25 protein-coding genes, 1 tRNA gene and 6 pseudogenes are annotated in these 25,527 nt (G+C 61.5%); 13 read left to right on the forward strand and 19 right to left on the reverse strand.

All coding sequences use genetic code 11. The features are described 5' to 3' along the window. Positions 1-104: 104 nt before the first annotated feature. Complete coding sequence (locus tag Thiowin_RS16090; RefSeq protein ID WP_328984002.1) at positions 105-1,574, reverse strand: mechanosensitive ion channel domain-containing protein; 1,470 nt, start codon at positions 1,572-1,574, stop codon at positions 105-107. Between the two features lie 234 nt (positions 1,575-1,808). On the opposite strand from Thiowin_RS16090, the pseudogene Thiowin_RS16095 reads away from it, so the two are divergent. Continuing rightward, a pseudogene (locus tag Thiowin_RS16095) lies at positions 1,809-2,980 on the forward strand (IS3 family transposase); the annotation flags it as partial. 107 nt (positions 2,981-3,087) lie between these two features. Here the strand turns inward: Thiowin_RS16095 and Thiowin_RS16100 are convergent. From Thiowin_RS16100 to hdhA, 5 genes and pseudogenes are all read right to left on the reverse strand, one after another. Next, the gene (locus Thiowin_RS16100; protein WP_328984003.1) at positions 3,088-4,026 is read right to left on the reverse strand and encodes a DUF481 domain-containing protein; all 939 of its coding nucleotides are present in this window, start codon (positions 4,024-4,026) and stop codon (positions 3,088-3,090) included. Next, positions 4,023-5,378 carry a cation:dicarboxylate symporter family transporter gene (locus Thiowin_RS16105; protein WP_328984004.1) on the reverse strand — a complete coding sequence of 452 codons (1,356 nt, stop codon included), beginning with the start codon at positions 5,376-5,378 and terminating at the stop codon, positions 4,023-4,025. The genes Thiowin_RS16100 and Thiowin_RS16105 overlap by 4 nt, the downstream gene beginning before the upstream one ends. Before the next feature lie 42 nt (positions 5,379-5,420). Then, on the reverse strand, positions 5,421-6,047 hold the full coding sequence (locus Thiowin_RS16110) for a hypothetical protein (RefSeq protein ID WP_328984005.1): 627 nt from the start codon (positions 6,045-6,047) through the stop codon (positions 5,421-5,423). A gap of 76 nt (positions 6,048-6,123) precedes the next feature. Continuing rightward, the gene (locus Thiowin_RS16115; protein WP_328984006.1) at positions 6,124-7,599 is read right to left on the reverse strand and encodes a YeeE/YedE thiosulfate transporter family protein; all 1,476 of its coding nucleotides are present in this window, start codon (positions 7,597-7,599) and stop codon (positions 6,124-6,126) included. An 83-nt stretch (positions 7,600-7,682) separates the two neighbouring features. Further along, positions 7,683-8,483 (reverse strand): annotated as a pseudogene (gene hdhA, locus Thiowin_RS16120) (7-alpha-hydroxysteroid dehydrogenase). Positions 8,484-8,790: 307 nt separating this feature from the next. Between hdhA and Thiowin_RS16125 the strand changes: the two are divergent. Continuing rightward, positions 8,791-10,581: a sensor domain-containing diguanylate cyclase gene (locus Thiowin_RS16125; RefSeq protein WP_328984007.1), complete on the forward strand. Its 1,791-nt coding sequence runs from the start codon at positions 8,791-8,793 to the stop codon at positions 10,579-10,581. Positions 10,582-10,669: 88 nt separating this feature from the next. On the opposite strand, the gene Thiowin_RS16130 is transcribed toward Thiowin_RS16125, so the two are convergent. Further along, positions 10,670-11,122 (reverse strand): helix-turn-helix domain-containing protein, encoded by a 453-nt coding sequence (locus Thiowin_RS16130; RefSeq protein WP_328984008.1) that lies wholly within the window; start codon positions 11,120-11,122, stop codon positions 10,670-10,672. An 822-nt stretch (positions 11,123-11,944) separates the two neighbouring features. On the opposite strand from Thiowin_RS16130, the gene Thiowin_RS16135 reads away from it, so the two are divergent. Both Thiowin_RS16135 and Thiowin_RS16140 read left to right on the forward strand, forming a co-directional pair. After that, positions 11,945-12,841, forward strand: coding sequence for a type III pantothenate kinase (locus tag Thiowin_RS16135; protein ID WP_328984009.1), 897 nt, complete (start codon positions 11,945-11,947; stop codon positions 12,839-12,841). Next, positions 12,832-12,907, forward strand: a tRNA-Thr gene (locus Thiowin_RS16140). The genes Thiowin_RS16135 and Thiowin_RS16140 overlap by 10 nt, the downstream gene beginning before the upstream one ends. A 444-nt stretch (positions 12,908-13,351) precedes the next feature. Here Thiowin_RS16140 and Thiowin_RS25370 read toward each other — a convergent pair. Continuing rightward, positions 13,352-13,570, reverse strand: coding sequence for a hypothetical protein (locus tag Thiowin_RS25370; protein WP_408034264.1), 219 nt, complete (start codon positions 13,568-13,570; stop codon positions 13,352-13,354). 30 nt (positions 13,571-13,600) lie between these two features. Then, a pseudogene (locus tag Thiowin_RS25375) lies at positions 13,601-13,690 on the reverse strand (helix-turn-helix transcriptional regulator); the annotation flags it as partial. Positions 13,691-13,989: 299 nt separating this feature from the next. On the opposite strand from Thiowin_RS25375, the pseudogene Thiowin_RS16150 reads away from it, so the two are divergent. Further along, positions 13,990-14,468, forward strand: a pseudogene (locus tag Thiowin_RS16150) (LexA family protein). Positions 14,469-14,596: 128 nt separating this feature from the next. Then, positions 14,597-15,145, forward strand: a pseudogene (locus Thiowin_RS16155) (YrrC family ATP-dependent DNA helicase); the annotation flags it as partial. Between the two features lie 142 nt (positions 15,146-15,287). On the opposite strand, the gene Thiowin_RS16160 reads toward Thiowin_RS16155, so the two are convergent. Beyond that, positions 15,288-15,617: a hypothetical protein gene (locus Thiowin_RS16160; RefSeq protein WP_328984011.1), complete on the reverse strand. Its 330-nt coding sequence runs from the start codon at positions 15,615-15,617 to the stop codon at positions 15,288-15,290. On the opposite strand from Thiowin_RS16160, the gene Thiowin_RS16165 reads away from it, so the two are divergent. Continuing rightward, positions 15,602-16,042, forward strand: coding sequence for an aminoacyl-tRNA deacylase (locus Thiowin_RS16165; RefSeq protein ID WP_328984012.1), 441 nt, complete (start codon positions 15,602-15,604; stop codon positions 16,040-16,042). The two genes, Thiowin_RS16160 and Thiowin_RS16165, sit on opposite strands and share 16 nt — an antisense overlap. On the opposite strand, the gene Thiowin_RS16170 is transcribed toward Thiowin_RS16165, so the two are convergent. The 4 genes and pseudogenes from Thiowin_RS16170 to Thiowin_RS16185 form a co-directional block, all read right to left on the reverse strand. Continuing rightward, positions 16,039-16,425, reverse strand: coding sequence for a C-GCAxxG-C-C family protein (locus Thiowin_RS16170; RefSeq protein WP_328984013.1), 387 nt, complete (start codon positions 16,423-16,425; stop codon positions 16,039-16,041). The two genes, Thiowin_RS16165 and Thiowin_RS16170, sit on opposite strands and share 4 nt — an antisense overlap. A gap of 805 nt (positions 16,426-17,230) precedes the next feature. Then, a pseudogene (locus Thiowin_RS25380) lies at positions 17,231-17,731 on the reverse strand (type I restriction enzyme subunit R domain-containing protein); the annotation flags it as partial. A gap of 264 nt (positions 17,732-17,995) precedes the next feature. Then, the gene (locus tag Thiowin_RS16180; RefSeq protein WP_408034091.1) at positions 17,996-18,991 is read right to left on the reverse strand and encodes a type I restriction endonuclease; all 996 of its coding nucleotides are present in this window, start codon (positions 18,989-18,991) and stop codon (positions 17,996-17,998) included. A gap of 42 nt (positions 18,992-19,033) precedes the next feature. After that, a complete protein-coding gene (locus tag Thiowin_RS16185; protein WP_328984014.1) occupies positions 19,034-19,207 on the reverse strand; it encodes a hypothetical protein in 174 nt (57 codons plus the stop codon). A gap of 41 nt (positions 19,208-19,248) precedes the next feature. Here Thiowin_RS16185 and Thiowin_RS16190 point away from each other — a divergent pair, with 41 nt between their 5' ends. Together Thiowin_RS16190 and Thiowin_RS16195 are read left to right on the forward strand one after the other, a co-directional pair. Continuing rightward, the gene (locus Thiowin_RS16190; protein ID WP_328984015.1) at positions 19,249-19,686 is read left to right on the forward strand and encodes a putative toxin-antitoxin system toxin component, PIN family; all 438 of its coding nucleotides are present in this window, start codon (positions 19,249-19,251) and stop codon (positions 19,684-19,686) included. Next, entirely contained in the window at positions 19,686-19,937 is a 252-nt protein-coding gene (locus Thiowin_RS16195; RefSeq protein ID WP_328984016.1) for a hypothetical protein, read from the forward strand. The genes Thiowin_RS16190 and Thiowin_RS16195 overlap by 1 nt, the downstream gene beginning before the upstream one ends. 8 nt (positions 19,938-19,945) lie before the next feature. Here Thiowin_RS16195 and Thiowin_RS16200 read toward each other — a convergent pair whose 3' ends face one another. From Thiowin_RS16200 to Thiowin_RS16210, 4 genes are all read right to left on the reverse strand, one after another. Further along, positions 19,946-20,257, reverse strand: coding sequence for a PDDEXK family nuclease (locus tag Thiowin_RS16200; RefSeq protein ID WP_328984017.1), 312 nt, complete (start codon positions 20,255-20,257; stop codon positions 19,946-19,948). A gap of 531 nt (positions 20,258-20,788) precedes the next feature. Beyond that, complete coding sequence (locus Thiowin_RS25385; RefSeq protein ID WP_408034226.1) at positions 20,789-20,944, reverse strand: DUF2939 domain-containing protein; 156 nt, start codon at positions 20,942-20,944, stop codon at positions 20,789-20,791. Beyond that, complete coding sequence (locus Thiowin_RS16205) at positions 20,875-21,102, reverse strand: hypothetical protein (protein WP_328984018.1); 228 nt, start codon at positions 21,100-21,102, stop codon at positions 20,875-20,877. Before Thiowin_RS16205 ends, Thiowin_RS25385 begins: the two co-directional genes overlap by 70 nt. 82 nt (positions 21,103-21,184) lie before the next feature. Next, on the reverse strand, positions 21,185-21,550 hold the full coding sequence (locus tag Thiowin_RS16210; RefSeq protein WP_328984019.1) for a TusE/DsrC/DsvC family sulfur relay protein: 366 nt from the start codon (positions 21,548-21,550) through the stop codon (positions 21,185-21,187). Between the two features lie 653 nt (positions 21,551-22,203). On the opposite strand from Thiowin_RS16210, the gene Thiowin_RS16215 reads away from it, so the two are divergent. The 4 genes from Thiowin_RS16215 (at position 22,204) to Thiowin_RS16230 (ending at position 24,079) form a co-directional block, all read left to right on the forward strand. After that, on the forward strand, positions 22,204-22,647 hold the full coding sequence (locus Thiowin_RS16215; RefSeq protein WP_328984020.1) for a hypothetical protein: 444 nt from the start codon (positions 22,204-22,206) through the stop codon (positions 22,645-22,647). A 102-nt stretch (positions 22,648-22,749) separates the two neighbouring features. Continuing rightward, entirely contained in the window at positions 22,750-23,136 is a 387-nt protein-coding gene (locus Thiowin_RS16220) for a DUF302 domain-containing protein (RefSeq protein ID WP_328984021.1), read from the forward strand. Between the two features lie 164 nt (positions 23,137-23,300). Next, positions 23,301-23,531, forward strand: a complete 231-nt coding sequence (locus Thiowin_RS16225) for a BCCT family transporter (RefSeq protein ID WP_328984022.1) — start codon at positions 23,301-23,303, stop codon at positions 23,529-23,531. Between the two features lie 194 nt (positions 23,532-23,725). After that, positions 23,726-24,079, forward strand: coding sequence for a hypothetical protein (locus Thiowin_RS16230; protein WP_328984023.1), 354 nt, complete (start codon positions 23,726-23,728; stop codon positions 24,077-24,079). A 21-nt stretch (positions 24,080-24,100) separates the two neighbouring features. Here Thiowin_RS16230 and Thiowin_RS16235 read toward each other — a convergent pair whose 3' ends face one another. Continuing rightward, positions 24,101-25,519 carry a sigma-54-dependent transcriptional regulator gene (locus tag Thiowin_RS16235; protein ID WP_328984024.1) on the reverse strand — a complete coding sequence of 473 codons (1,419 nt, stop codon included), beginning with the start codon at positions 25,517-25,519 and terminating at the stop codon, positions 24,101-24,103. Between the last annotated feature and the right edge of the window lie 8 nt (positions 25,520-25,527).

A 25,527-nucleotide genomic window follows, 5' to 3' on the forward strand; every position in this document is an offset into this window, starting at 1 on the left:
GCTGCTGCCTTTGGTCCGCTTAAACTCGGCCGCTCGCCGGACGAGGCGAGAGGGTCATCTTGCGGTCGATTTGGCGGCAATGTGGTCGCAGTCTGGATGTCAACCTAGCCACGCTCATTGCCTTCGTCCGGTTCCTCAATGCCGTCATCACCGCTTGCGTAACTGCTCGGCTCCTGCCGTTGCGCGTTCTTTTTTTCGATCGAGGCCGACAAAGGCGCGGCTTGCGCGGCCGCTTTGTTGCTGTCGGCCAGGTGCAGATGCATGTCGGTTTGGGGGAAGGGAATCGAGATGCCGTTGGCGTCGAAGGCTTCTTTGACTGCTCGTTGCAAGTCCCAAAAAACCGTCCAGTAATCGCTGGTCTTCACCCAGGGGCGAACAATTAGGTTGACTGAGCTGTCACCCAATTCGCCGACGCGGATTGCCGGCGGGGGGTCCGCCAAGACCAGCGGGTGGTTGGTGACAACTTTTTCAAGCACCTGATAGGCTTGTTCGATGGAGTCACCATAGCTGATGCCGAAGATGAAATCGACGCGGCGAGTGTCCGAGGCGGTGACATTGGTGATGACATCCCCCCACACCTTGGAGTTTGGGATGATAATGACTTGGTTGTCGGGCGTGGTGACCGTTGTCGAGACAATGGAGACATGCCTGATGGTCCCGGCGAGCCCGGCGACCTGGACGTAATCGCCTTCGTCGAAGGGGCGGTTGATCATGATCATCAGCCCGGCGGCGAGGTTGCCCAGGGTTTCCTGCAGCGCGAAGGCGACGATAAAAGAGGCTCCACCGACCAGCGCGAACAGCGGTGTGACATTCACGCCCAGCGCGGCGAGCACGATCATTAGACCAACGGCGATAGTCAGCCAGTAGACGGCCATGACCAGAAAGCCCGTCAGCAACTTAGACAGGCTGGGCACCCGGCTGAAAGTACGTCGCGCCCAGGCGCGCACGATCCGGGCAACAATGAAAAGGCCGAAAAAGGAGGCCACGATCACCGCGAGTCGGATGCCAATCCCCACACCGCCCTCGGGCGAGGCCAGCCATTGCAGAAAGCTGTCGGTGAATTCCTGCAAGGTCAGCTGAGAGCGCCCCTCGATCTCGACCGCTTTTAGGTAATGACGCATTGCCGCGACCTCGGCGGGGTCGCCTCCCTTGAGCTCCAGGCTAGCGATCACGGCGGAAAACTTCTCGAACAGCTGTTCGCGGTCTTCGATAAGCGCGAGCCGTTCTTCACGCAGCTGTTCCGCCTCGGCGGGGTCCGCTGCGCGGATTTCCAGACTCTTATCGACGCCCGCCTGCGCGGCGGCACGCGCGAGATCCTGCCAAGCCGCCGCGAGGACCGCGAGCTGATCGGCCGTCAGCGGCACCAATCGCAAGCGCAAGGAGTCGAGCTCGATCGCCGCATCGTCGAGGCCGTCTGGATAAGGCGTTTTCTGCTCCTCGGCCATCGCCGCCGCCGGTTCTTCGGACGTGCTGCTTTGTGCCCAACCGGTGGCGGTGGCCAGCGTGCCGGTCAGAAAAAAGACACCCACAAGGGCGCGAAACAGTGCTCCTCGAGCGCAAACCCATCCCATCATCCTGTTACCTCTTGATTGAGCCCGTCTTTGTTGCCGGCGGCGCCAATGGTTTCGCGCTTGCCAGTCGTCGTCACGGCTAAGAGCAAAGAAAAGTTACCACTGATATCCAAACTTTAAGCGCAGAGTCGTATCGGTCGTCTTGGTTTCCACCTATAGTGGACCCCAATTTTAGGACACTAAATTAAGTTAGTTTTGCCTCATCTGAAGAGACTTGTAAAGACTTGGAGAGAGCAGATGAGTGAGAGACAACGCAAGACCTTCAGTGCCGCTTTCAAGGCCAAAGTAGGCTTGGAAGCGGTACGCGGAGTGAAGACGACTAACGAGATTGCGCAGGATCACGGGGTTCATCCGGTCCAAGTAGGCCAGTGGAAGAAAGCCATCGTGGCGGACGCCGGCAAGCTGTTCGAAGGCCGGCGCGGGCGCAAGAAAGTGGACGACAGTGGCGACGAAGAGCGACTCTACAGCGAGATCGGGCGGTTGAAAATGGAGCTGGACTGGCTGAAAAAAAAGTCCGGGGTGAGCCTGTGAGCGTGCGTCGCGGGTGGATCGACATGGGCGGCCTTGATGATGGCGGGTTAGCGGTCAGTCGCCAATGTGCGCTGCTTGGCGTACATCGCTCTGGAGTGTATGCACACCGCCATGATCGTATTGCCGAGCCGAGCGAACTGGATCAAAAGTTGTTGCGGCTGATTGATGCGGAATACACCAAGAGACCATTTTATGGGAGTCGACGCATGGTTGTGATGCTGCGCGCACAAGGCTATGCGGTCAGTCGCAAACGCGTTCAGCGTCTCATGGGCGTTTTAGGTTTAGCCGGCATGTTGCCTGGGCCTCATACAAGCAAGCCGCATCCTGAGCACAAAATCTACCCCTACTTGTTGCGTGGGCTGGCCATTGTACGGCCCAACCACGTCTGGAGCAGTGACATCACCTATGTGCGACTCGCGCATGGATTTGCCTACCTGGTGGCCATCATCGACTGGTACTCACGACGAGTCCTTTCTTGGAGATTGTCGAACACAATGGACACGGGCTTTTGCATCGATTGCTTGGAGGATGCGCTGCGCCACTATGGGCGCCCGGAGATCTTCAACACCGACCAGGGCGCGCAGTTTACCAGCCTCGCCTTCACCCAGGTGTTGCGTGACGCCGAGGTGGCCATCAGCATGGATGGGCGCGGCAGAGCCCTGGACAACGTCTTCGTCGAGCGTCTGTGGCGCAGCGTCAAATGGGAGGACATTTACCCCAAGGGCTATGAGACGCTCACAGAGCTGTTCATGGGCCTCTCGGCGTATTTCCCCTTCTACAACGGTGAACGCCCTCACCAGGGGCTTGGCTACCGAACGCCGGACGATGTGCATGTGAGCGGCAAAGGAGGTGGTGTCGTGGTTGCTGATCACTTTGGCGATCGCCCGCCAGCGGAGTCGTCGGCTCCGCTACGCTCCGCCGACGACTCCGCTGGCGAAGAACTGGGGCAGCGCCAATCCGCTGCGACTGAACTGGGCGCGCTAACTTAAATTCGGGGGAAAACTGTCCTTGACATGGGGTCCACCTCAACCGCCGGGTGGCTGTCATAGTCGAACTCGAATTCCACACTGGCGCTCAAACCATTCGCCAGCGGCAAGCGCACCCCAGTCCATGATTGCCACAGGCGTTTATCCTGGCCATCCAAGGCGACATAGCCGAACTGCCGATGGTAGGGCTGCAGGCGGTCATTCCAGACCAATTGATCGTAATTCAACAGCCAGCTCGCGCCGGTGAAATCCTGATCCGGTTGGTCGCGGAAATCGTCCCGCAGCAGCGTCGGGCCAAGCTCGATACTGAGATGAAAGGCTTTGTCTTCCGACGCCAGGTATCCCAGGGCCGGGCCACCCATGGTGCGCAGGCGCAGATCCGCGAAGCGATCATGCTGCAAGGCGAACCAGGCGGCACCGTACCAGCGCGACGGAAACAGTCGGCTGTAGTGATTGAGCGTCGACCATTTATCAGCGGTTTGCTCGCCGTCATTGGTGTCGAACTCAAGCACGCCAAGGCTGCGCAGCCGATGCCAGCCTCGCCGGTAGTCGAGCTGGTAGTCGAAGTCGATCTCGGTTGTGTCGGTATTGCCGCTGTCGTCGCTCAGCGCGAAATTCACCCGACCGCTGAACTTGGGCGGGACGACAGCAGAGGACGTCTGGCGCGATGCCTCTGGCGGCTCCGCGGAGTGCGCGCGCGTCGTGGTTGTCGCTTGCGCGCTTTGCTGGCGCAAGACGCTGACTTGGGCGCGGTCGATGCGGATCCGCCCGGCGTAGGCCGTCTGCAAGACAACCGTTTCGGCATCGGCATGGAGGAGCGTGCCGCTCAGGCGGTCGCCATTGGTCGTGATCACCTCGGCGGCGTTGGCCCCGCGGGGGCCAAGCAGGCTGATCACCAGAATAGGGAGTGCCGCGATCGCGGTTGGCGATATCCTCACTGTGACTCAGAGGATGCTTCGGGTGCCGGCCCGGATGACGGCCCAGATGGCGGCGCGGATGATGGCGCCTGATCCTGGCCGAGATAGCGCTGGACAATCTCGGCATCCTCGAGCATGCCGACATGATTGGCCAGGTAGAGATCGACCCAGCGCAGCAGGTTGGGCGCGTCCGGACGCACGGCGATGCGGATATCGCTGCTCTGGCGAATGCTTGGATCGATCGCGACATAGATCGCCGTGGCCGGGTGGCGCCGCATGAAATAATCCACCTGCAGCCCGCCATGCAAGGCCGCGAAGATCTCGCCGCCGCCCACCGCCGTGGCCCCGGCGATGATGGAGCCGATCGCGATAATGACATAGTCCTGCAGGCCGAGATCAATGACGTAGATCTGCGCCAGAAACACCGTGAGAAACGACAGCAGAAATACGGCGCCGTGCTGATTGGCGAAAATCCCGAAGGGGATCACCAGATCCGGCACCCGGGGATCGACGCCATAGTCTTTCTCCAGGGTGTGCAGTGTTGCCGGCAAGGCCACGATGGGGTTATTGGTCATGAAGGCCAGCACGTTCGGATTACTAAGCTTGGCCAGGGTGGCGATGATCGGCCCGCGCACCGCCAGCCAGAACAACAGCAAATAGACGGCCATCAGGATCAGCCCGCCAATGTAGAAGGCGACCACGAACTTGGTGAGCGCCAGCAGTACCCGTGCGTCGATTTGCGCCACCAGTCCGGAGATAAACAGCAGCAGCCCCGGCGCCAGCAGCACGATGGCCCAGCGGAACAACTGCATGAAGGCTTCGTTGATGGACTTGAAGAAATTGAGCGCCGGTTCCGCCGTCTCGCGCTTGCCCACCCCCAACGCCAGGCCCAGGCACAGGCTCACAAACACGATGCTCATCACCTGATTGGTGCTCAGCGCCTCGAACGGATTGGTGGGGATGACTTGCGCGAGAAAACTCAGCACGCCACCCTCGGCCTTGCCAGCGGCGGGGGAGGCGATGATCAGGGCGCCGATGCTCTCCTCGGCGCCTGGTCCCAGCCCGGTTCCCGGCGCCAGCAGCAGTGCGATGCCGATCCCCACCAGGCAGGGGATCACCAGCCCAAGCGCATAGAGACCGGCCATCGGCTTGAACAAGGGCCGGGTACTGGGGTCTTGCAGCAAGCCCGCGATCCCAATCACGATGGCGGTGATCAAAATGGGCAGCAGGCACATCGACAAAAAGGCGATATACAAGCTGCCAATCGGATAAAGCGCCGCGCCAACCGGCTTGGCGAAGAGTCCGATCAAGAAGCCGCCAGCCACGGCGACCAGCACGGATTTTGGGTCGGTTAAAAGGCGTTTTAGCATCATCCGCGAATTGCTAAGTTCGATCAGCGAAAAAGAGTTTTATCCTTACCAAGGCCAAGGCATGATGCGTCCGGCGCGACCCATGGTGGAATCGACCCCGGCGGCCATGACACCGAGTTGGTCGCGCATGCCTTGGACATCCGTTGCCAACACGGGCAGGGCATTCATTTTCTGTTCGATGCTGACCATCTGATGGGTCATTGTCCGCATGTCCGCGGCCATCTGCGCAACGACGGTGTGGAGCTCGGGCATGATGTCAATGGAGCGGTTCATGTTGGATAGCATCAGTGCCACGGTGGCGCCGGTATCGAATTCGGGAGACACCTCCACATATTCCCGAATTAGCCGGATTTGCGTCTCGAACTCTTCCAGCCGCGCGCGCTCCTGGGCGGACAGGTGCATCAGCAGGCGGTCGCGGCGCGCTTTTGCCGCCACGGGGTCGGCCTGAGCCACTCTGGGCGGGGCGACGCGCGCGAAAAAATCGGTGGCGGCGGTGCGGGCGATCAAGGCCAGGCTACCCAGCAGCAAGATTGTGGACAGGAACAGACCGATCCGCAGTCGCCGCTCCGAGCGTTGGGAGGCTTGGTACCTTGCCTCAAAACCTTGCAGGGCGGCGGAGAGCGCCTTGATCGCCGCGGTCGTTTGCGCCGGATCCTCGATCGAGTTGGGCATGCTGGTCACCTCCAGTTCAGGCCGCTTGATGGCGGGAACCTCCGGTTGCGAGTTGGATGACAGGTCACCAGATCACTCAGACCAAGACGTCCCCCTTGTTCACCTGCTCCAAGTATGGACGCTGGTCCTCGGGGAATTTCCGCTGAAAGTACTGGATGGCCAATTCATCGTTCGCGGTCGTCGCCAAATCCTTGAACGCGGTGCCTGTCAAACGCATGCCGCGTCTGACACTCCAGACCACCAAGCTGATCAACAGCGCACCATAGAGTAGAGCGACGATGAATTGAATCGTCGGATCCGTGCCGAACAACTCCGGGACAAACCGAATCTCGGTAATGACAGATTGACTGGCCAAGGCTTGCCACCACTCTTGGAAGAGTGTGTAAGGTAAGTAGCCGATTAAAAATCCGGGGAATGCCGCGACAGCGGTCGCATACCCCAAGCCCAGGCGCATATAGGTGCGAATCTCGCAGCCAATCATGGCCACGGAGCCGAAACCCTGCATCAGCGCTCCCAGAACAAAGACCCAGGTCGCCTGCGTCCCAAAGGGCAGATCACGGCCGAACACCTGCCAGCCGATCATGATCGCCACCCAGAGAATGACAAATTCAATGAAGATGGCGGTGAAAGGGGACATGGAGCCGAACATGAAGCGCGTCGCGCCCGAGATCCGCAAACGGCCCTCGAACAAGCTGCAGCCATGCTTCTGGTCATGCTTCAGCCCCATGGAAATCTCTGGGGTCATCATGGCACATTCTGTGCCAAAGCCGGTTTTCGCCATCCCGATCCCGGCAATGACGCCAAGGAGCAGCAGCCACAGCGCGGCTCCCCAGCCCATGGCGCTCACGGCTGAATTCCAGCCCAGTTGGCCGTCCACCGGCTGATGCAAGAAGGAGCCGACAATGGCATTGCCAAAGAAGAGCATCAGAAACACCACAATCGCGATCTGCGGCCAATTCCGGTTGGGCTGATAATTCCGGCTCACATCCCAGGCGATGCCATCGAGCGCCATCTTGCCGCCATGCGCATAGCCGAATTGAGCCGTGGCACGGTTTTCCTGGCCCTTGAACGCATTGCCGACACCGAGCTTGGTCATCCAATAGAAGGTTAGGAAACCCGCTGGAAGGATGGCAATCACAAAAATCAGGGAAGCGACCGACATCGAGGAAATGCCACCAAGAAAATGGTGGGTGGTACAGCCGTTCGCCAAACGCGCCCCCAGGCTAAAAACCAGGCCGCCGAAAAACGCCAGCCATAGATTGACGCGCGGATAACGCCGCCAGCGGCGGGATTCGCCTTCCATCCGCGCCACCAGCCAAGCGCCCAGGATGATGCCGAGGATTCCCCAATGGACATCCGGGGCAAAGGCACGTGACCACCAATCAAGACCCGGCGCAAGCGTCTGCTCCAACGCCGAGGTCATCTGCACCAGCCCGGTTGTGAGGTTGATTGGCTTGCCGAAAGCGATGTAGTGCATCACCTCGGCGACTCCGACGAAGACGCCACTGACCCAGAAGGGCCATTGTTTGCGCAGACTGAGATGCAATGTCATCAGGGGTCTCTCGCTTCAAGTGGATTGGTCGCGGTTCAGGCTGGAAGAGGGATGTTGCTTGATGTCGGCAACGAGAAGAACCGCTAATCAAGTTCCTGGATGCCTCCGCCCGAGACGGTCAGGATCTGACCGCTGATCCAGGCCGCCGCCGGCGAACAGAGGAAGAGCGCCGCGTTGGCAATGTCAGCGGGCTCGCCCAGACGTTTAAGCGGTGTGTGTTCCAACATCCTGGCTTCGATTTATGGCGTCAGCACGGACTGGAGCGCTTGCGTGCGCGTCGCACCGGGCGCGATTGCATTGACGCGAATCTTCCTCGGACCAAGATCGAAGGCCATGTTGCGAGTAAGGTGATTTTCCGCCGCCTTGGAGGCGCCATAAGCCGCCATGCGCTGGTTTTTGTTCTCGCCAGCCATTGATGTGATGTTCAAAATCGCTCCACCGCCGTTCGCCTCCATGTGCGGCGCCGCGAGTTGGCACAGCCGAAACACTGAAAACATATTCAGCTCAAACGCGAAACGCATGTCCTCCATCGGCATCTCGAAGGGTTTGGGACCACCCCCGCCCGCGTTATTGACCAAGATGCCAAGACCACCGAAGGTCTCGACGGTCAGAGTCACCGCCGCGTCGAGATGCGACGCTTGGGTGACATCACAGGCGGCGCTGATCGCCTTGCCGCCGTCTGCGGTGATTGCGCTTGCAACCCGCTCGGCCGCGACGGCATCGCGGTCGGTGACGGTGACGCAAGCGCCGGCTCCGGCAAAGGTCTCGGCGATGGCGCGACCGATGCCAGCGCCGGCTCCGGTCACCAGCGCAATGGCGCCATGGAGTTCGAAAGCTTTCGGATCGTGCATGATTGAGCGCCAGGTATTGAAGCGAGCGAACATTGAGGCGATTGAGCGGCCATTAAAATCGATGCACCAAACAAGCTCAACCACTTAGACGCCCATTTTGAGCGGTCAGCGGCCACTGGCTTCGCCTAAGTTCCCTACCGCGAAACGCTCGACGTCGCTAACCAATCGGATGTCTGGCCAGATGTCTGGCCGGCTGTGCGCAGTCTTGACAGCGCGTCCGTGGTCAGGTCAGGCTAACTGGCTGTTAGGTTATAGGTTCACCGCAACCACCTCCGGCCCGTGATCGGTGAAACCATTCGTGCGACAGTGCAAGAGCTGTAGAGGCTGTGGTGATAGACACATGACGTTCCTGCCTGACACCCAAGTCACCTTGACGGCCCCGCACCCGTCCGCGGCCATTCCCGGCGCGCTCTACCTGCTGCACGTTGATGTTCACGGCCAGCGCACTTTTTGCTTCGTCACCGATCGCTTGCTGGCCATGCTTGACCTGACGCGCGAGCAAATCCTGGCCGATGCGCAGGTTGTTTTTCAACGCGTGCATCCAGAGGACTATCCCGGATTTGTGGCCTTGCAGCAGCGGACGCTGGCCAACCCGCGGGTCTTTTTTTGGGAAGGGCGGGTGGTGGCGCGCGAGGCAACATACTGGTGGCGCTTGGAATCAAAGGCGCGATCATTGCCCGAGGGCGGCGCTTTGTGGGAAGGCGTGGTGACCGACATCACCGCGACCAAGGACGCCGAGGCCGCGCGCGCCGCCAGCGAGACACGTTTCGAGCGCCTGGTGCGGTTCGCACCCGTGCCGCTGGGTAGCCTCGACCGGTCTCTGAAGACACGCTTTTATAACGAAGCCTTCACCAATGCCTTCGGCTATACCGCCGCCGATCTCCCCGACTGGGAACGCTGGTGGGAGTTGGCGTATCCCGATCCGACCTACCGACAGGTGTTACGCAAGACCTGGGATAGCGCCATGGCGGCGGGTGATGACCGCCGCGAGCCCTTTAAAGCCACTGTGACCTGCAAGGGTGGTCAGCGACGATTCGTTGAAATTCATCCCACCGAGATTGGCGACGATCATCTCGCGGCCTTTGTCGATATCACCGAGGTCGCGCAACGGACCGCTTGCGAGGAGGCCATGCGCGACATCTCGCGCCTGTTCCTCGCGGTGAATGGCACCAATCTCGACGCGGCGATCACGACAGCCCTTGGTCGCATTGGCGCCTGCCTGGGCGCGCATCGCTGTTATCTGTTTCTGATGGACAGCGACGGCTTGACCATGACCTGCACCCATGAATGGTGTTCGTCGGGCACTCGACCACAGATTGACGAATTACACGGATTGCCCGTGGATCGCTATCCGTGGTTGCCCGAGATTGCCCGCAGTCGCCAAGCGGCCTGGGTGACGCAGGATGACATTAATCGCTTGTCGCCCGAGGAACAGCGGATCATTGCCGATGGCGACATTCAGTCGATGCTGGCGGTGCCCTTGTTCGAGACCGAGCAGATGCGCGGCATTCTTGGTCTGGACGATGTCCACGCCCAAAGGCGTTGGAACGATTTCGAGCAAGGCTTGTTGCGCTTGGTCGCCGACATCATCAGCACCGCGCTGGAGCGTGATCGCTTGCAGCGGGCACTGCATGACCTGGCCTATCGGGATGCCTTGACCGGCTTGCCCAATCGCCGCGCCTTCGATGAGCGGCTTGCCATCGAAATTGCGCGCGGGCAGCGTTACCGCCAGGTCTTTGCCTTGCTGTTGTTCGATATCGACCACTTCAAGTTGATCAACGACAACCATGGGCATGTGGTGGGCGATCAGATCCTGCACCGTTTCGGAGAGATCATTCTCAAGCGCCTGCGCCTTGCCGATACCCTCGCGCGCTGGGGTGGCGAGGAATTCACGCTGCTCCTGCCCGGGACTGCGGCCGCGGGCGCCCGCCGGCTGGCCGAGCAGTTGCGCGAGAGCGTGGCGGCCGCGACCTTTCCGAGGGTGGAACGGTTGACGGTCAGTATCGGCGTGACGGAATTCCTGCCCGATGATGATAGCGACAGCCTGTTTCGCCGCGTCGACCGGGCGCTTTATGCCGCCAAGGAACAGGGCCGAAATTGTTGTGTCTTTCGCTCGGGGAAACCGGGTTAGGAAACAAGGCGCCGGCCTTGACAACCGAACAAGATCAGGGCAATTCGGGCATGCCGTGGCAGCTCATTGTCGGCGCTTCGGCGGCGGCTTACTCGGATGTTGCCTCATTGCAGGCGCGCACGACATTGAGCAGATAGGTCAGGGTTGCCTCGGTGGCCGGCGCCAATGCGTGGGCCGCCTCGGGCGCGACGCTCAGATGGCCGTTATCGCCTTTAACGATCCAGCCACGCCGTTCCAGGTCACGGATCTTGCGGCGGACGGTTTCGCGCGGGATGCCGCTGTAGTCAGCGATGGACTGAAGGTTAATGGGGGCCGGATCGACCTTGGCGTCACGGTCTGGCGACAATAAGCCGTCATAGGACAGGCCGTCGATGCGCCCGCGCGACAAGGTGCGCGCGCCGATGATCGCGAGGACCAGCATGCGGTCGAGATCCCCGTCGAACTGCCGCCGCAGCGCCACCAGCAGCTCGCAAAAGGCCTCGGTGTGAATCGGCCAGATTTGGCCGAAGTGGGTATGCAGGCTTTGTTGATCCAGGGCCATGGCGGATGCGCTCCGTTGGGCATGATGGGTCTGATGCCAATGATACGCGAAGCTGGCTCGCCGGGCCGATGACGCCGCCAGGTTGCGACACAATGCACCGAGCCGCGGAAATGGTGGTCCGGCGCTGCAATGCAGCGCGGACTTTTTTCTCCATCCCGCACATGATGCCGCGCTGGTGCGCGGCCTGTTGCTCGATATGGCCCTGACCAGCGCCTATCTCGGCATGGGCAGCCCATCGCGGTGGTGGCCCAGGATTTCCCCTGGGGCACCCGCTATCGCCTGCTCGCCTACCCGATCAGCGGGCGCCGGCCTGGGGTGACGGGATGCCCAGCGGCAATGGGTTCTGATGCGGGCCGCCTTGCCGATGCTGGTGGGCGGGCTTGACAGAACACCCTGGGCACTTCGCTCTACTGGCCGGAACGCGGACTGCTGGCCTGGATCACGCCGCGCGGCCGACCATGGCTCAGCCGGTCGCGGCGCCGCCATTTCTCAAGGCCGCTGCGCGCACGCGTTCAGCCACGGGCGATCCGTCCGAATCGGCCCGTGAGTGGGGGTGGACTCAAGCAATTGTAGAGCTTTGGCTGTCACCCCGGCATAGCCGGGGGATTACCCAACGGGTTTATTCGCGCTCGCTCTGACTCCCAGGGGCCATAGCTGGACTTGCACCAGCAAGCCGACTAGCATGACGATCTAATTAGGGCAAAGCGAAGTGCACCCAAATTTTTCCGGTCATTGTGTATCACCTATAATCTTGCGGCCTGCCTTAACCATCATTCCCGCGCTGACCAGCACCACCCGGCAGCGCCAGGATCGAATCCAACCATGCAACTCCTCATCGACATCGGCAACACCAGCATCAAATGGGCCCTATGGGACGGAACCGCCCTGTCCGAAATGCAGCGCGCCCGCCATCACGGTGCCTTGCCCATCGACCTGCTCGCTGCCTGGGAAGCTCTCGAGAGCGTTCATCAAGTCCGCATCTGCCACGTTGGCCCGGACGCCGTCAAAAGCGCCGTCACTCACATCGCCCGGACCCTCTGGCAACAAACGCCTGAATTCATGGTAGTCGACCCAAGCCGCTCGCCGGTGCGCATCGCCTACACAGATCCCAGTCGCCTTGGCATTGATCGCTGGCTCTCCCTGTGCGCCGCCCACCAACTTTACCCAGGCCCCAAGCTGATCATGCACATAGGCACCGCGATCACCTACGACGCCCTGCTCGGCGACGGCCAACACCTCGGCGGCCACATCCTTCCCGGCATCGAGGCCCTGCGCGACAGCCTCTTAAACACCACCCAAATCCCCCCCCAAGACCGAAGCGACCCCAACAACGGCCTTTGGGGCAACAACACCGGCCAATGCATCGCCGCCGCCTGCCTGCACGCCCCCGCCGCCCTAGCCGACCGCCTATGGCATCAGCTACGCAAACAAACCACAACCACCCCTCGCCTCCTCATCACCGGCGGCGACGCCGAACGCATCTCCCCCCTGCTCACCCACCCCAGCTTCCACCACCCCGACCTCGTCCTGCAAGGCTTCCTCCAACACCCACGGCACAGCGCCAACCAAAAAATCACCAACACCAGTACCAACCCGCTTTCAGAAACACCCCAATTTCGACTAGAATCCATTCAGCGCGATAACGGCAATCTAATATCCCGTGCCACCAAGTGGCCGGTACCCAAAGCCGACACGCAACCACCCACAACGCTGGCGTAGCTCAGTTGGTAGAGCAGCTGATTTGTAATCAGCAGGTCGTCGGTTCGAATCCGTCCGCCAGCTCCATTAAAAACAGCAGCTTAAGCAAAATAGCTAGCAGCTGCTTATTGCCAAACCCCATTCCGGTAGCCGTTTGGTAGCCGTTCGTCGTTGGCTAGGAGCAGGGAATTTCCTCGGTAGCCTTTGGGCGACCTGGGACTCGAACCCGCTGCCGAGCGTTGGTCATCCCGGTTGGCCGGACCGCCCCCGGCGAGGACTCGCCAGCGATCCTCGGTCTGAGGGGCTGGCCAGCCGCGAGGATCGTGCATTTTTTGTCGGCGCGAAATTCTCGCTTCCGATCAAATGCCGGGCTTTTAATCCGCGCGAGCCAAGTTCCCTGATCACCACGCCATCGGCAGGTGCATCGGGAACCCGGCTGCTTCCGCACCCTCCCTGGCTTCATCTCCTCGTATACCTTGCAAAGCGGATTTGGCTGTAGCAGACGATCAAAATCAGCATCTGCCCAATCCGCTAAGCTGTCATTTTTGCCAACCCATGTGACTCGGGCAATACGCGCTCTGGTCGTGGGGCTCCGCTCAATCCGATCATGAACTCGTCGTGACGCGCCAAACCAAAAGTTGCTCGCATCGAATGCAAGCGCTCAACCATCTGCGCCATGTCGGATTCTGGGGTTTCACGAATATGCGCCGCAATCACGGCTTCAACCTCATGTTCGGGCCATGCCGCCATTCTGCGTCCGAGAGCGATTGGGCGGGGGAAGAGCCCCTCGCTAATACGGGCGTATAGGCGGGAGCGACTGTAACCTGTCCGTTCCAGAACGACAGGGAGACGAAGGACGCTTGTTGACATACGATTTCTCCATCGGTTGTTGTGACATCCCACCCGCGAGAGCCGGACAAATTGGCTTATTGGCGCTGAAGACAAAGATCACGGCGTCCCACGGGAACCATGGAGACAGTGTTGGATAAATTGCACTTAAACGCGACAACGAAAGCGACCGGAAATCCGGCACCTTTCTGTCTATCGAAGATATTCCACCTGCCGTTATACTTGACCGCCTGAGCAGCAATCTTTTTCAGCCAAGCCATGTCTTCTCGGCTAAGCTGAGATCAGACATCGCTGCAGCTGATTGAAAGACACTAACGCGCATGGCCCAACTCGCCTACCTGATTCCCCACCGCCGCACAGCCCCAGCCTGGGGTTCAGACTTCGAGCCCATCGATCTGGAACTGGAAGCCGGCGTCAGCCTGCCGCTGCTCGGCACCATTGCCGCTGGTCTGCCGATTGAAGCTATTGAGGATCGTGAAACCGTCCAGATTCCCTCGCACATGGCGCGCAAGGCGAGTTATGCCTTGCGGGTGCGCGGACATTCGATGATTGATGACCGCTAATCACAACCAGGCAGGACGGCGACATCATCATCGTCGAGCAGCGTCAAACCGCTGACAACGGTGAAACCGTGGTCGCCAAGATCAATGGCGATCAGGTCACCCTGAAGCGCTTCTATATCGAAGCTGATGGCATTCGGCTGCAACCGGCCCATCCTGGCATGGCGCCGATCTTCCTGCGTCATGACGAGCTCGAAATCCTTGGGATTGTCACTGGCGTGATGCGTCTGGCGGCCTGATCGCCACACGCTTGGGCTTACCACCCTGGCAAGAGCCACAGAAGCTTGGATGACGCCCGGCGGAAAATCGGTTCAGCTCAGCACCTTTTGGCGCTCCGCCGATCCGCGGCTTCTGCGACAATCCGCCCATGCTCGACTTCGCCGCCCCAAGCTATAACAGCGGTTCTCCGCTTGAGACCCTCGCCGGTCCGGTCGAGCGTGTCACCTTTCATAGCCCCGAGAGCGGCTTTTGCGTTCTGCGGGTCAAGGTGCGTGGCGAACGCGAGCTGATCACCGTCGTCGGCAATGCCGCCCAAGTTACCCCAGGTGAGCACATCGACGCGCGCGGGCAATGGACCATTGATGCCCGCCATGGCCGGCAGTTCAAGGCCAATGAGTTGCGCGTGGTTCCGCCCGGCACCCGCGAAGGCATCGAGCACTATCTCGGTTCCGGGATGGTCAAGGGTATCGGGCCGCATTTCGCCAAGCGCCTGGTCGAGGCCTTCGGTGAACAGGTGTTTGACATCATCGAGCAATCCCCGGATCGTCTGCGCGAGCTGCCTGGCATCGGCCAGAAGCGCCAGGAACGGGTCACCCGCGCCTGGGCCGAGCAGAAGATCATCCGCGAGATTATGGTCTTCCTCCAGTCCCATGGCGTCGGCACCGCCCGCGCGGTCAGGATCTTCAAAACCTACGGCCTGACTGACCGAGCGCGGCTGCCCGCTCGCGGGGGATATGCAGTTCGCATTGGCGCGCGTTGGCCTGTTCGGGTGAGTCGAGGCAGGGTAAACAATGCAGATTCATGTCTGAGCATCTCCTGAGATTAGTCGCCTGGAGCCCTTAGCATCCGCCTTCTCGACCAGTTAACTGATCCAGAGTATCCCTGACCAGCTGCTCCCATTCCTCTTGCACGCTGAGATGATCGGGAAAGTCACTGCCGACCCGCCGATGCCAGTAACGGGAATTCCAGATGTCCCCTTCCTTGCGGTGCAGGTAGGCGTGAATGCGCGCGGCTCCAGTGTCACTCGGGCCGTCCGGCAATGACTGGACGATATCGTGGGCGCGGTTCCAATCGCCCTTGGCATCGAACCAGAGCGCGGCCAAACAGGGGTGTTCGGTGACGGGACAGGTGGCCGCGTTCAGGCTGTTCAGAAATGCGGGATAATCCATGGGATGGTGGCTTAACGTTTGTTGCCCCTGACACCACCACCTATGATCAAGAAGCTGCGGACCAGATCGGACTCGACCCGTCACTGGTGTACAAAACGCTCCTCGTCAGCATCGATACCAAAACCCTGGTGGTGGCCGTCGTGCCGGTCGGTCGGCAACTGAGTTTGAAGGCGCTCGCCAAGGCCGCCGGCGGCAAGAAGGCAAACATGGCGGAGAAGGCGCTGGCCGAGCGCGGCACCGGCTATCTGCTCGGCGGCATCAGTCCGATCGGGCAAAAGCGTCGCATGGATACCTTTGTGGATCGCAGTGCCGAGGCGTTGCATCGCCTGTTTGTCTGTGCTGGTCGGCGTGGTACGGAGATCGAGCTCAGCCCCGCTGATCTGCAGCGGGCGACGAACGCACGGTTTTATGATTTGGTCTCCTAACCGGCCTCGAGCTGCAGCAGTTCATCTAGCAACTGCACGGCTGTCGCCACGAAAGCGGGGCAGCGCTCCTTGAATACCCCAGCGTCACGGGCGCCCTGATAACCGGCAACCTCGGCTAGGTCATAACCGAGCAAGTCGCGGCATTGGTTGCTGCCGTGCCGGTCGATGAAGCGCTGTTGCAACGTGCGCGCATTGGCGTAAACATGATCCTTGGCGGCGGGATCGGGCGTACTCGGACCGAATTCCAGCCCCAGCACCAGCGCCGCTCCAGCCAGTGTGCCGCAGGTGCCGCCCATGCGCCCGATGCCACCCCCGAGTCCGGTGGCCAAACGCATCGCCAGCGCCGGGTCGATTCCATAGCGCTCGGCATAGACTGACACCACCGCCTGGGAGCAGTTCTTCCTCTGGTGGGGTCTCTTTCTCTGCTGCAACGAGATCGCCGGCGAGTTCTAGTAGCTGCTTGAGAAACTCAACGCTGTGTAACTGGCCGGCCTCGTGGGGCTCGCGCAGTTGCTCCAGGCGCTGCGACAGCGGTTTAAAGAGCGGGTTGCCGAGATGCTTGCGCAGCCGAGCGGCAATCTTAATTTCGATCTCCTTGGTTTTCTTCTTGCCCGGTGCAACGAGGATGGCTTCGATGACGTCGGCATCGAACACTAGCTCCTCGAGATCATCGCGAACCATGCCGACCTGCACGTGGTCGTGAATGAGCTGCACGGTCTTGGCGCCGAGGGCGTGCCAGAGCAGCGCGCCCTGGCCGGTTGATGGCTTCAGGCTTTCGTAAATCTGCACCAGCCAGCGGTAGTCGGCCTCGAAGGGCTGCAACATGGGGTCCGGCGAGAGGGCTTCCCAGAGCTTGCCGAGCACGCTGACGTCGGCGGTGAAGGCATCGCGGGTGGCATTGTCTGGCAGGCAGTCTTGCGCGGCGATCAGGCCCTCATAGCCGGTCAGGCCACGGTCAACGCCATGGAAGTAGCCGAGGCATTTCTGCAGCGCGGCCGGTAACTGGCTCTTCAGCGCGGCGATGTTGCTGGCGACCTTCTCGAAGCCGGCTTGGTCGAACTCGAGCGCCTTGGCGACATCATCGAAGACGCTGAGGTAGTCGACAATCAATCCGTGGCTCTTGCTCAGGGTCTGGCCCGCCCTCTGGCTGCCGCTGTAGGTGCGGTTGGTGCGAGTAATGGCCTGCAGCAGCGTGTGGTCGCGCAGCGGCTTGTCCAGGTACATCGCCTGCAGGATGGGCGCGTCGAAACCGGTCAGCAGTTTCGCTGTCATCACCAGGATGGAGAGCGGATCATTGGCGTCGCGGAAGCGGTCCAGCAGCGCCTCCTCGGCATCGCGATGGCGCTTGTAGGGCTTGTAGCGGTCGTCGTCTTTCTCCTTGCCCTGCACCGAGATGACGATATCGGTCTCGAGGCCATCGGGCAGCAGGCGGTCCAGCTCCGCCTTGTAGAGCAGGCAGCATTCCTGATCGAAGGTCACCTCCATGGCCTTGAAGCCGTTCGGCGAGACGGTGGCCTGGAAATGCTTGGCGATGTCCTTGTTGCGTTCGCGCTTGTTGATCGGCGTGCCGGTGAGGCCGAACAGGAACGCATTCGGCAGCGCCGCGCGCATCTTCATGCCGAGGTCGCCTTCCTGGGTGCGGTGCGCCTCGTCGACCAGCGCGATGATGTTGTCGCGGTCGTTCAGCACGGACGAGTCGGATGCCGAGGGGACATCGTCGGGTAGGATCTGCGGGGCGCCATCGTCGGCATCAGCGGCGGCTGTCTCGGCCGAGGGCGGCGACAAACCGAGCGCATCCGCTAAGGCGCGCAAGGCGTCGTGTGCTGCCTCGCGCTTGTCGGCATCATCTACCTTGGCCGCGGCACGCCAGGCGACGCCAAGTTCCTGCTGCGCGGCGGCCGGCTCACCACGGTTCGCCAACTCAGGGATCTGCCTCAGCAGCCGCGCAAGGGTCTACCGCGAGGTCTCCTCGCCAAACTTGAAGATGGTGTTGATGATGATCTTGCGCGTGTCTTGCCGCAGCAGGGTCTTCAGTTGCGAGCGCTTCTCGGCCTTGACCAGATTTGGGATGTCGGCGCCGTGGAAGGTGGCGCTGATTTGGGCGTCGAGGTCGATGCGATCGACCACGATCAGCACGGTGGGGTTCTTGAGCTGCGGGTGCATACGCAGCTTCTGTGCCGCGAACACCATCAGTAAGGATTTGCCGGAGCCCTGGAAGTGCCAGATCAGGCCCTTCTTCGGATAGCCCGCCACGACCCGCGCGACAATGCGGTTGGCGGCCTCGTATTGCTGGTAGCGACAGACCACCTTGAGCCGGCGTTTCTTCTTGTCGGAGGCGAACAGCGTAAAGTTGGCGAGGATGTCGAGCACTGTTGCCGGCGGGAGCAGGCCAGCGACTGACTGCTGCAGACTGGCAAGGCTTGATGGCGCGGTCTCTTGGTCTGGTTCATCCTCCGGTCGCCACGGCCCCCAGAGTTGTACCGGCATGCGGATGGAGCCATAGCGCAGCTCCTTGCCCTCGCTGGCGACGCTGAACACATTGCATGCAAACAGCTCCGGGACAAACTGCTCGTAGTCGGTATGCACCTGTAGCGCGCCATCGACCCAACTCACCGAGGGGCGCACCGGGGTCTTGGCCTCGATCAGCACCAACGGCAGGCCGTTGACCAGCAGCATCAGGTCCGCGCGGCGCTCGGCCGGGCCGGCGCGGAAACTGTATTGAGTGGTGACGATGTATTGGTTGCGCGAGAGGTCGTCGAAGTCCAGCAACCGCACCGTGACATGCTCGCCGTCCTTGCCGAAGGGCATCGAGCGCTCGCCGCGCAGCCAGGCGGTGAACTCCTCGTTGGCGCGGATCAGGCCATCCGAGCGCACCGACAGCACGATGGCGCGTAGCTTGTAGAGCACCTCGTCGGCGCGCTCGATGCGTGCGGCGATCTCCGGGTTCATGCGGATCAGGGCGTCGCGGACGAGGGGTTCGGAGAAGACGTCCTAGGATTGGCGCGGCAGCGCCGCCGGCGGCAGGTAGGTCCAGCCGGCACCCTTGCCGGCGACGCCATAACTGCCGCGGGCATCCTGGAGGTTTAACGGGTTGGCATTCGCGCTGCCGCCGCGGAGCAGGTCGCGGAGATAGGCCTCCACGGTATTGGATTCGGTGAAGGTCATCTCTACTCACTCCCGGCATGTCATGTCATATCATCTGCAATATGAAAACGCTTCGCGTGGTGCTTGACACCAACATCCTGGTGGCCGCGTCCCGCAGTAGCCGCGGCGCGTCGTTCGCGCTGCTGCGGATGCTGCGGGCGAGGCGCTTCACCGCACTTGCGTCGGTGCCTTTGATGCTGGAGTACGAGGCCGCGTTAAAGCGGCCGGAGCACTTGGCCGTCGGCGGGCGCACGGAGGCGATGACCGATGCCTTCCTGGATGCCCTGTGTCTGTGCTGCGAGCCGGTGGACCTGGACTACCTGTGGCGCCCGCGCGCCCGCGATCCGGCGGACGACATGGTGCTGGAGACTGCCCTGAACGGCCGCGCCGATCGGCTGGTCACGTTCAACACCGGTGATTTTGCTGCGGCGGCGCGATTCGGCCTCGCAGTGGCGAACCCGCGCGATTTGCTGCAACAACTGCAAGAGGAGCAATCCTGATGGCCAACTACGCATTGCGCGTCCCGGAATCACTCTTCGCCTACGCCCGCAAGATGGCGGAGGAGGAGAACGTGTCCATGAACCAGTTTTTCGTCACCGCCATCGCCGAGAAGGTCTCTGCGCTGAAGACGGAGGCATATTTCCGCGAGCGCCGCGAGCGCGGCGATTTGGCGGACTTCGATGCCTGGCTCGGCGCCAGTCCGGATCGGGAGCCAGACGCGGGGGACGAACTGCCGGAGTGCGCAGGGTAGATGCGCTCTCACTGATCTATTCTGCGACGGATAACCCTGTCCGAGCGCACCGACAGCTCGATGGCGCGCAGCTTGTAGAGCACTTCGTCGGCGCGCTCGGGGTGGGCGGCGATTTCGGGGTTCATGCGGATCAGGGCGTCGCGGACCAGGGGCTCGGCGAAGACGTCCTGCGGCTGGCGACCGAGTGACGCGCTCGGTAGGAAGTTCCAGCCGAGGCCCTGCTGGGCGATGCCGATCGGGGCGTTGTGCTGGTCGGTGATGCCGCCGGTGAGCAGATCGCGGAGGTAGGCTTCGATGGTGTTGGAGTCGGTGAAGATCATCGGTCCTCCGATACTAGCAACGCACTAACCGTCGCTTTCAGCAGTCCATACGTTTCCCTTTGTCTTCGTTCTAAATCTCGAATAGCAGAACTCACGTCACAGATTGCAGTTCGAATTTCGATCCGCCGGACCTTGCTCGGAAGGACAATTGGGAATTCCGATACGAGTTTACAGTTAAGTGCGTGCTGGCTCGTTCCATGACTCCAGCGACGCAGGTTTTCGTATTGAGCATCCAACTGGTAATAGATGAACTCTGAGTCGATTTGCCCGCTGGGAATAACTGCAGCGAAGTTCTAATTGATCGTCGAGTCCATACACAAGAACGCCGCCTTCCCCCTGGTCTACCCCTGCCCAATCATCGCGATGAGCGTTGATTTAGCAGGGATGATCGACAGCGAGGTCTCGGCAAGGGCTGCGCTCGTAATGAATTCATCTGCCGCAGAAATTCGTTTCTCGTTTACTGTTCCCGTCGGTAGACAGGGAATACTATACCCTCAACCATCTTGCCGACGAAGGCCGCGCCCAAGGCGGCTAAGGGGCTATCCCATATGCTTCGTCTTCTGCGATTTTTTTTTTCATCATGACGTTTAGCTGATCCTTCAGGCTCTGCCGAACGCTCATGAAGTCGATGTGCTCCGATAGCGCATCTCCGCCCCGGCCGCTTCCCCATCGACCAGCAGTTTGCAGATCATGAAAGGGCGGATAAGGCTGGCCGCGCGGGTCGCACCGATGGGGTTCCTCGGCTCGGTGCGCAGGGGTATCCCTCTCACGGCGGCGAAATAGGCCTCACCATCGACCAGGGCAGCGATGCGAGAGGTGGGTACTTGCGTGGGTTCCGATGTCATTGAGGCTCCACCGGGCTTCATCGCATCGGGAAAGGCACGCGCTCAGGCATTCACAGTCTCCAGCGCGCGACCTCCCAGCGAATCAGGCCAGCGAATCGGGCGCCGGGACTTCCATGTTTTCCAGGTAGGTGCGCGCCTCGACCCCGGGATCGGGCAGTCCGGCGATCATCCAGGCGCTCAGGGGACCGCCGAACAGGCGCGCGAGACAGTCTGGCATGAGGTTGAGTGCCGCACATATTGTGCGCTCGACTGGCAAGTTGGCGGTGGCGAGATAATCCTGGCGCAAACTGGCGATGGCCCGCCAGTGCGCGTCGGTCAAGGTGATGCCGTGCGTCTGAGCGAGCAGTTCCGCCAGCGCGGCGTTCCAGTGCTCGGGGTCGCGCACGAATCCCCGCTCGTCGAGATCAGCGCAGGACTCCAACGGCTGGTTGGTTTGTTTCTGGGACATCGGTGTCTCCTGGGTCGGATGGTCTCTTGATCGCTTGGACGGAGGGACGGATGGACGGTTTCGGTCTCAACCAAGACTTAAGCAAGACTTAAGCAAGACTTAGGCAAGTTTGGGGCCGCAAGCCCGGATAAGCCGCCCAAGTGCCGAAGCTGGCGGATTGACCCGCAACTCGGGGCGTCCGTCGCGGCATTGCTCACCACGGCGAGGTGATCGAGCGGACAAGGTTTTTCCAGCAAGTCATCGTTGCCCAGACGCAGGGCACGCACCGAGTCAGTCACCCCGCCATAGCTGGTAAGCAGGATCCACTCGCCGGGATCCCCGCGCGCACGCGTCCTCAAAAACCCGCTGCCGTGAGCGTTCGACGCGGCTTGGCAAGGGCTCTTAACCGCAACGAACGCCCGATACTGGGCGCCCGGGCACTGTTTGATCGGGCGCAAGTGGTTCACATAAACCACTACCGGTGCTTATGCACTACTCCCGCGAGACGCGCTTTCCAACAGCCAGCATCACGTCCAAAGAGCTGGATCGCGGCTAGAGTTGGCACAGCTCATGCTAAAACTCTCATCTAAGGGTGCTCCACTTGATCGAGTCCCCGACCTTCAGACCACCGAGCGCGAAGCATTCAATCTCGAAACGCTGTGCAAGAGATCAGCATGACAAGGCGCACACATAAAATCCTCACCATCGCAACCCTGATCAGCTTGTCCCAGTTGGCCACGGCCGCCTCACTTCCCCAGTTCGACCCGAACTATTTCACTCAGGGGCAATACCAGGGGCATGCCTGGGTAAGCGGAGGCATTGGCACGCATGAGCGGGAGCAGCTCAGCAATCATTTCGGTCAGGGCTTCAACCTCAAACTGGAGTTTGCCCGCGCCGATGGGCACTACCTGGGCAATGTGGCGGTGACCATCACGGATCGGCGCGGCGATCCGGTGCTTTCCGCGCCTTCGCCAGGGCCTTGGTTCCTGGCGAAATTGCCCGCCGGGGAGTATCGGGTGCTGGCCAGTGCCGATGAGCGTAGCTTCGAGCGTTTCGTCTCCATTCCGGAGCAAGGCTCGCGCACCCTGGTTTTCAACGCTTGGCGTCGCGGGGAATAATCCCGCGACTGGGGTCGCCGCCGAACGGCGATCCAGCGCTTGCGCGCGGCAACCAACCTGCTCAACCATTAGGTTCACATCAACCTCAGGAGGTTATTTACAATGTACGGATTTTCCAAGCGCGTCAGCCTGTCGTTTGACGAAGCCGTGGCGCGGGTCACCGAGGCGCTGGCAGCGGAAGGATTTGGTGTCCTGACCGACATCGACGTTCAGGCAACGTTCAAAGCAAAACTCGACGTTGACAGCCGTCCCTATCGGATTCTTGGAGCCTGCAATCCACCGCTCGCTTATCAGGCGATCACGGCCGAGCCACGGATCGGTTTGCTTCTGCCTTGTAATGTTATCGTGCGTGAACTGGAAGACGGTGCGATCAGTGTCGATTTCATGGATCCCGAAACCGTCTTACAACTGGTCGAGAACCCGCGGGTGCCTGAGATCGCTCGCGAGGTGAGGGAGCGCTTGTCGCGGGTGCGCGATGCCCTGGCCTGAAGCCTGAAAGATCCCGCCAAGCCGACCGCGTTCGCGGTCTTCTCCGGGGATTTTCAGCGCTCGCGGGCGCCGATCCAACGACTGGCCGAGGTGTTCGCAGCCTGGTTCGTGACTGCCTTGGTACTGGCGCCGGGTACTCAGCTGGCCCGATCCTTGCCCGATCCTTGCTAGCCACCGCCGTGGCGACCCTCTCGGTGGTCAGTAGCGTGCCTCAGGGCATTCGCTGGCTATCGAGCTTCAATCCGTATCCGCCGCGCGCGCAACGGGTGTTCTGGGCGGTGATCGAGGGCTTGGTGGCAGCCACTCTCCTGCTCGCCGGCGGCCTGCAGGCGTTGCGCAGAGCCTCGCTGACCTCGGGTCTGCCGATGACACTGTTGTTGTTACTCGCCGCCTAGGGGCTGCTGCGCGCGCTGCGCGCCGATTAGGGGGCGCCCAGCATTCCAACGAAATCCGCGCTCCAAGGATACTGAGCCCATGCAACCCACCTATTTGATGCTGTCCCGCGCCCTCTATGCCTTTGCCAGCCTGACGCTGACCAGCATCAAGTCTGTCGCTGATTTCAGTGGCGGTCCGGGATGTCTGGCAGGCTGTGCAAACCGGCGCCGAACTCAAGCCCTCGATGCTCGACGGCATTGGCCTGGTGGTGGTGTCGCTAGCGGTGTTCGACGTGGCGAAATATCTGATGGAAGAAGAAGTGCTGCGCAACCGCGAACTGCGCTCGGCCACCGAGGCGCGTGAGACCCTGACCAAGTTCATGGTCATCATCGTGATCGCTGTCACCCTGGAGGCCCTGGTGTTCATTCTGGGAGCGGCGAATGGTCATCTCAGCCTGCTGGTCTATCCGGCACTCCTGCTCGCGGCCTCGGCCGGGCTGATCGCGGCGCTGGCGCTGTACTTGCGCTTCAGCACCTCCGCCGAACAACGCTTGCCGCAACGCCAGTAGCCACCAATCGCCCGCCATCACTCAGCCCGCCTTCAACCCATACTTGCGCACCCGATAGCGCAGGGTCTCGCGAGTGGTGCCGAGCATGCGCGCGGCGGCGGTGACATTGTTGTGGCTGCGCGCCAGCGCGGTCTGGATGATGTAGCGATCCATGTCATCCAGGGCCATGGTGCCATTGAGGGGGATGATCAGGCGGTCGCCGTCGGCTGCGGGACCGCTGCCCGCCATCTCGCCCGACATCTCGCCCGGCGTCGGCTCAACCACGCCCTGGCCGAGCTGCATCCAGTCGATGGGAAACACCGTGCCGGTGGCAAAGAGCACCGCGCGCTCGACCACATTGCCGAGTTCGCGCACATTGCCGGGCCAGGCGTAGGCGCGCATGCGGGCGTAGACCGCCTCGGGGATCTCGCGCACCTGGCGCCCGGAACGGGCGTTGTTCTGGGCCACCAGGGCGGGGACCAGATCGGGCAGGTCGTCGAGGCGCTCGCGCAGTGGCGGCAGATCGAGGCGGAAAACGCTCAGGCGATGGTAGAGGTCGCTGCGAAATTCTCCAGTGCGCACTTGCTCCGCCAGGTCGCGATTGCTGGCGGTGATCAGTTGCAGATCAACCGGGATCAGCTTCTCGCCTCCGAGGCGGCGCACCTGGCGGTCTTCAAGCACCGCGAGCAGCTTGGCTTGCAGGTCGAGGTCCATCTCGCCGATCTCATCGAGAAACAGGGTGCCTTGGTGGGCTTGTTCCAGATAGCCGCGATGGCGGCCCTTGGCGCCGGTGAAGGCGCCGGCCTCGTGGCCGAAGAGTTCGGATTCAAGCAGTTCGCGCGGCAGCGCGGCGCAGTTGACCTCGACCATGGGTCCATTGGCGCGTGGCCCGCCGTGATGGAGGATGCGCGCGACCAGGCCCTTGCCGGTGCCGGTCTCCCCGCCCAGGATCAGGGCGCTGAAGGGCACCTCGGCCAGGCGTTCGATCAGCGCCCGGGTTTGGACGGTGACGGAGCTGGAACCCAGATAGCTGGCGGGGCTGTACTTGCGTCGCTGGTTGCGCGCGTCCTGGTGCAAGCGCTGCTGCGCTAGCGCCGCGCGCTTGGCGCCCCCGAGCACCACCGCCAGGCGATCGAGCGGACAGGGTTTTTCCAGAAAATCGTAGGCGCCCAGGCGCAGGGCGCGCACCGAGTCGGTGACCCCGCCATCGCCGGTGAGAAAAATCCACTCGCCCGGCACGCCCTGCGCTCGGACCTGTTCGAGCAGATCAAGCGCATTACCATCGGGCAGGCTCATGTCGGCGAGGATCACCAACGGCTCGAAGGCCTCACCAGTGAGGATGTCACGCGCCTCGGCCAGGGTCGCGGCGGTGCGCGTGTCCCAGTCCTGGCGGCCAAAATGCCGCGCCAGCTCCGCGGCGAGCAGGCGTTCGTCTTCGAGGATCAGCAGTGGATGGGACATGGATGGGA

It is taken from the genome of Thiorhodovibrio winogradskyi (genome assembly GCF_036208045.1).
In the GTDB taxonomy this organism is placed as follows: Bacteria; Pseudomonadota; Gammaproteobacteria; order Chromatiales; family Chromatiaceae; genus Thiorhodovibrio; species Thiorhodovibrio winogradskyi.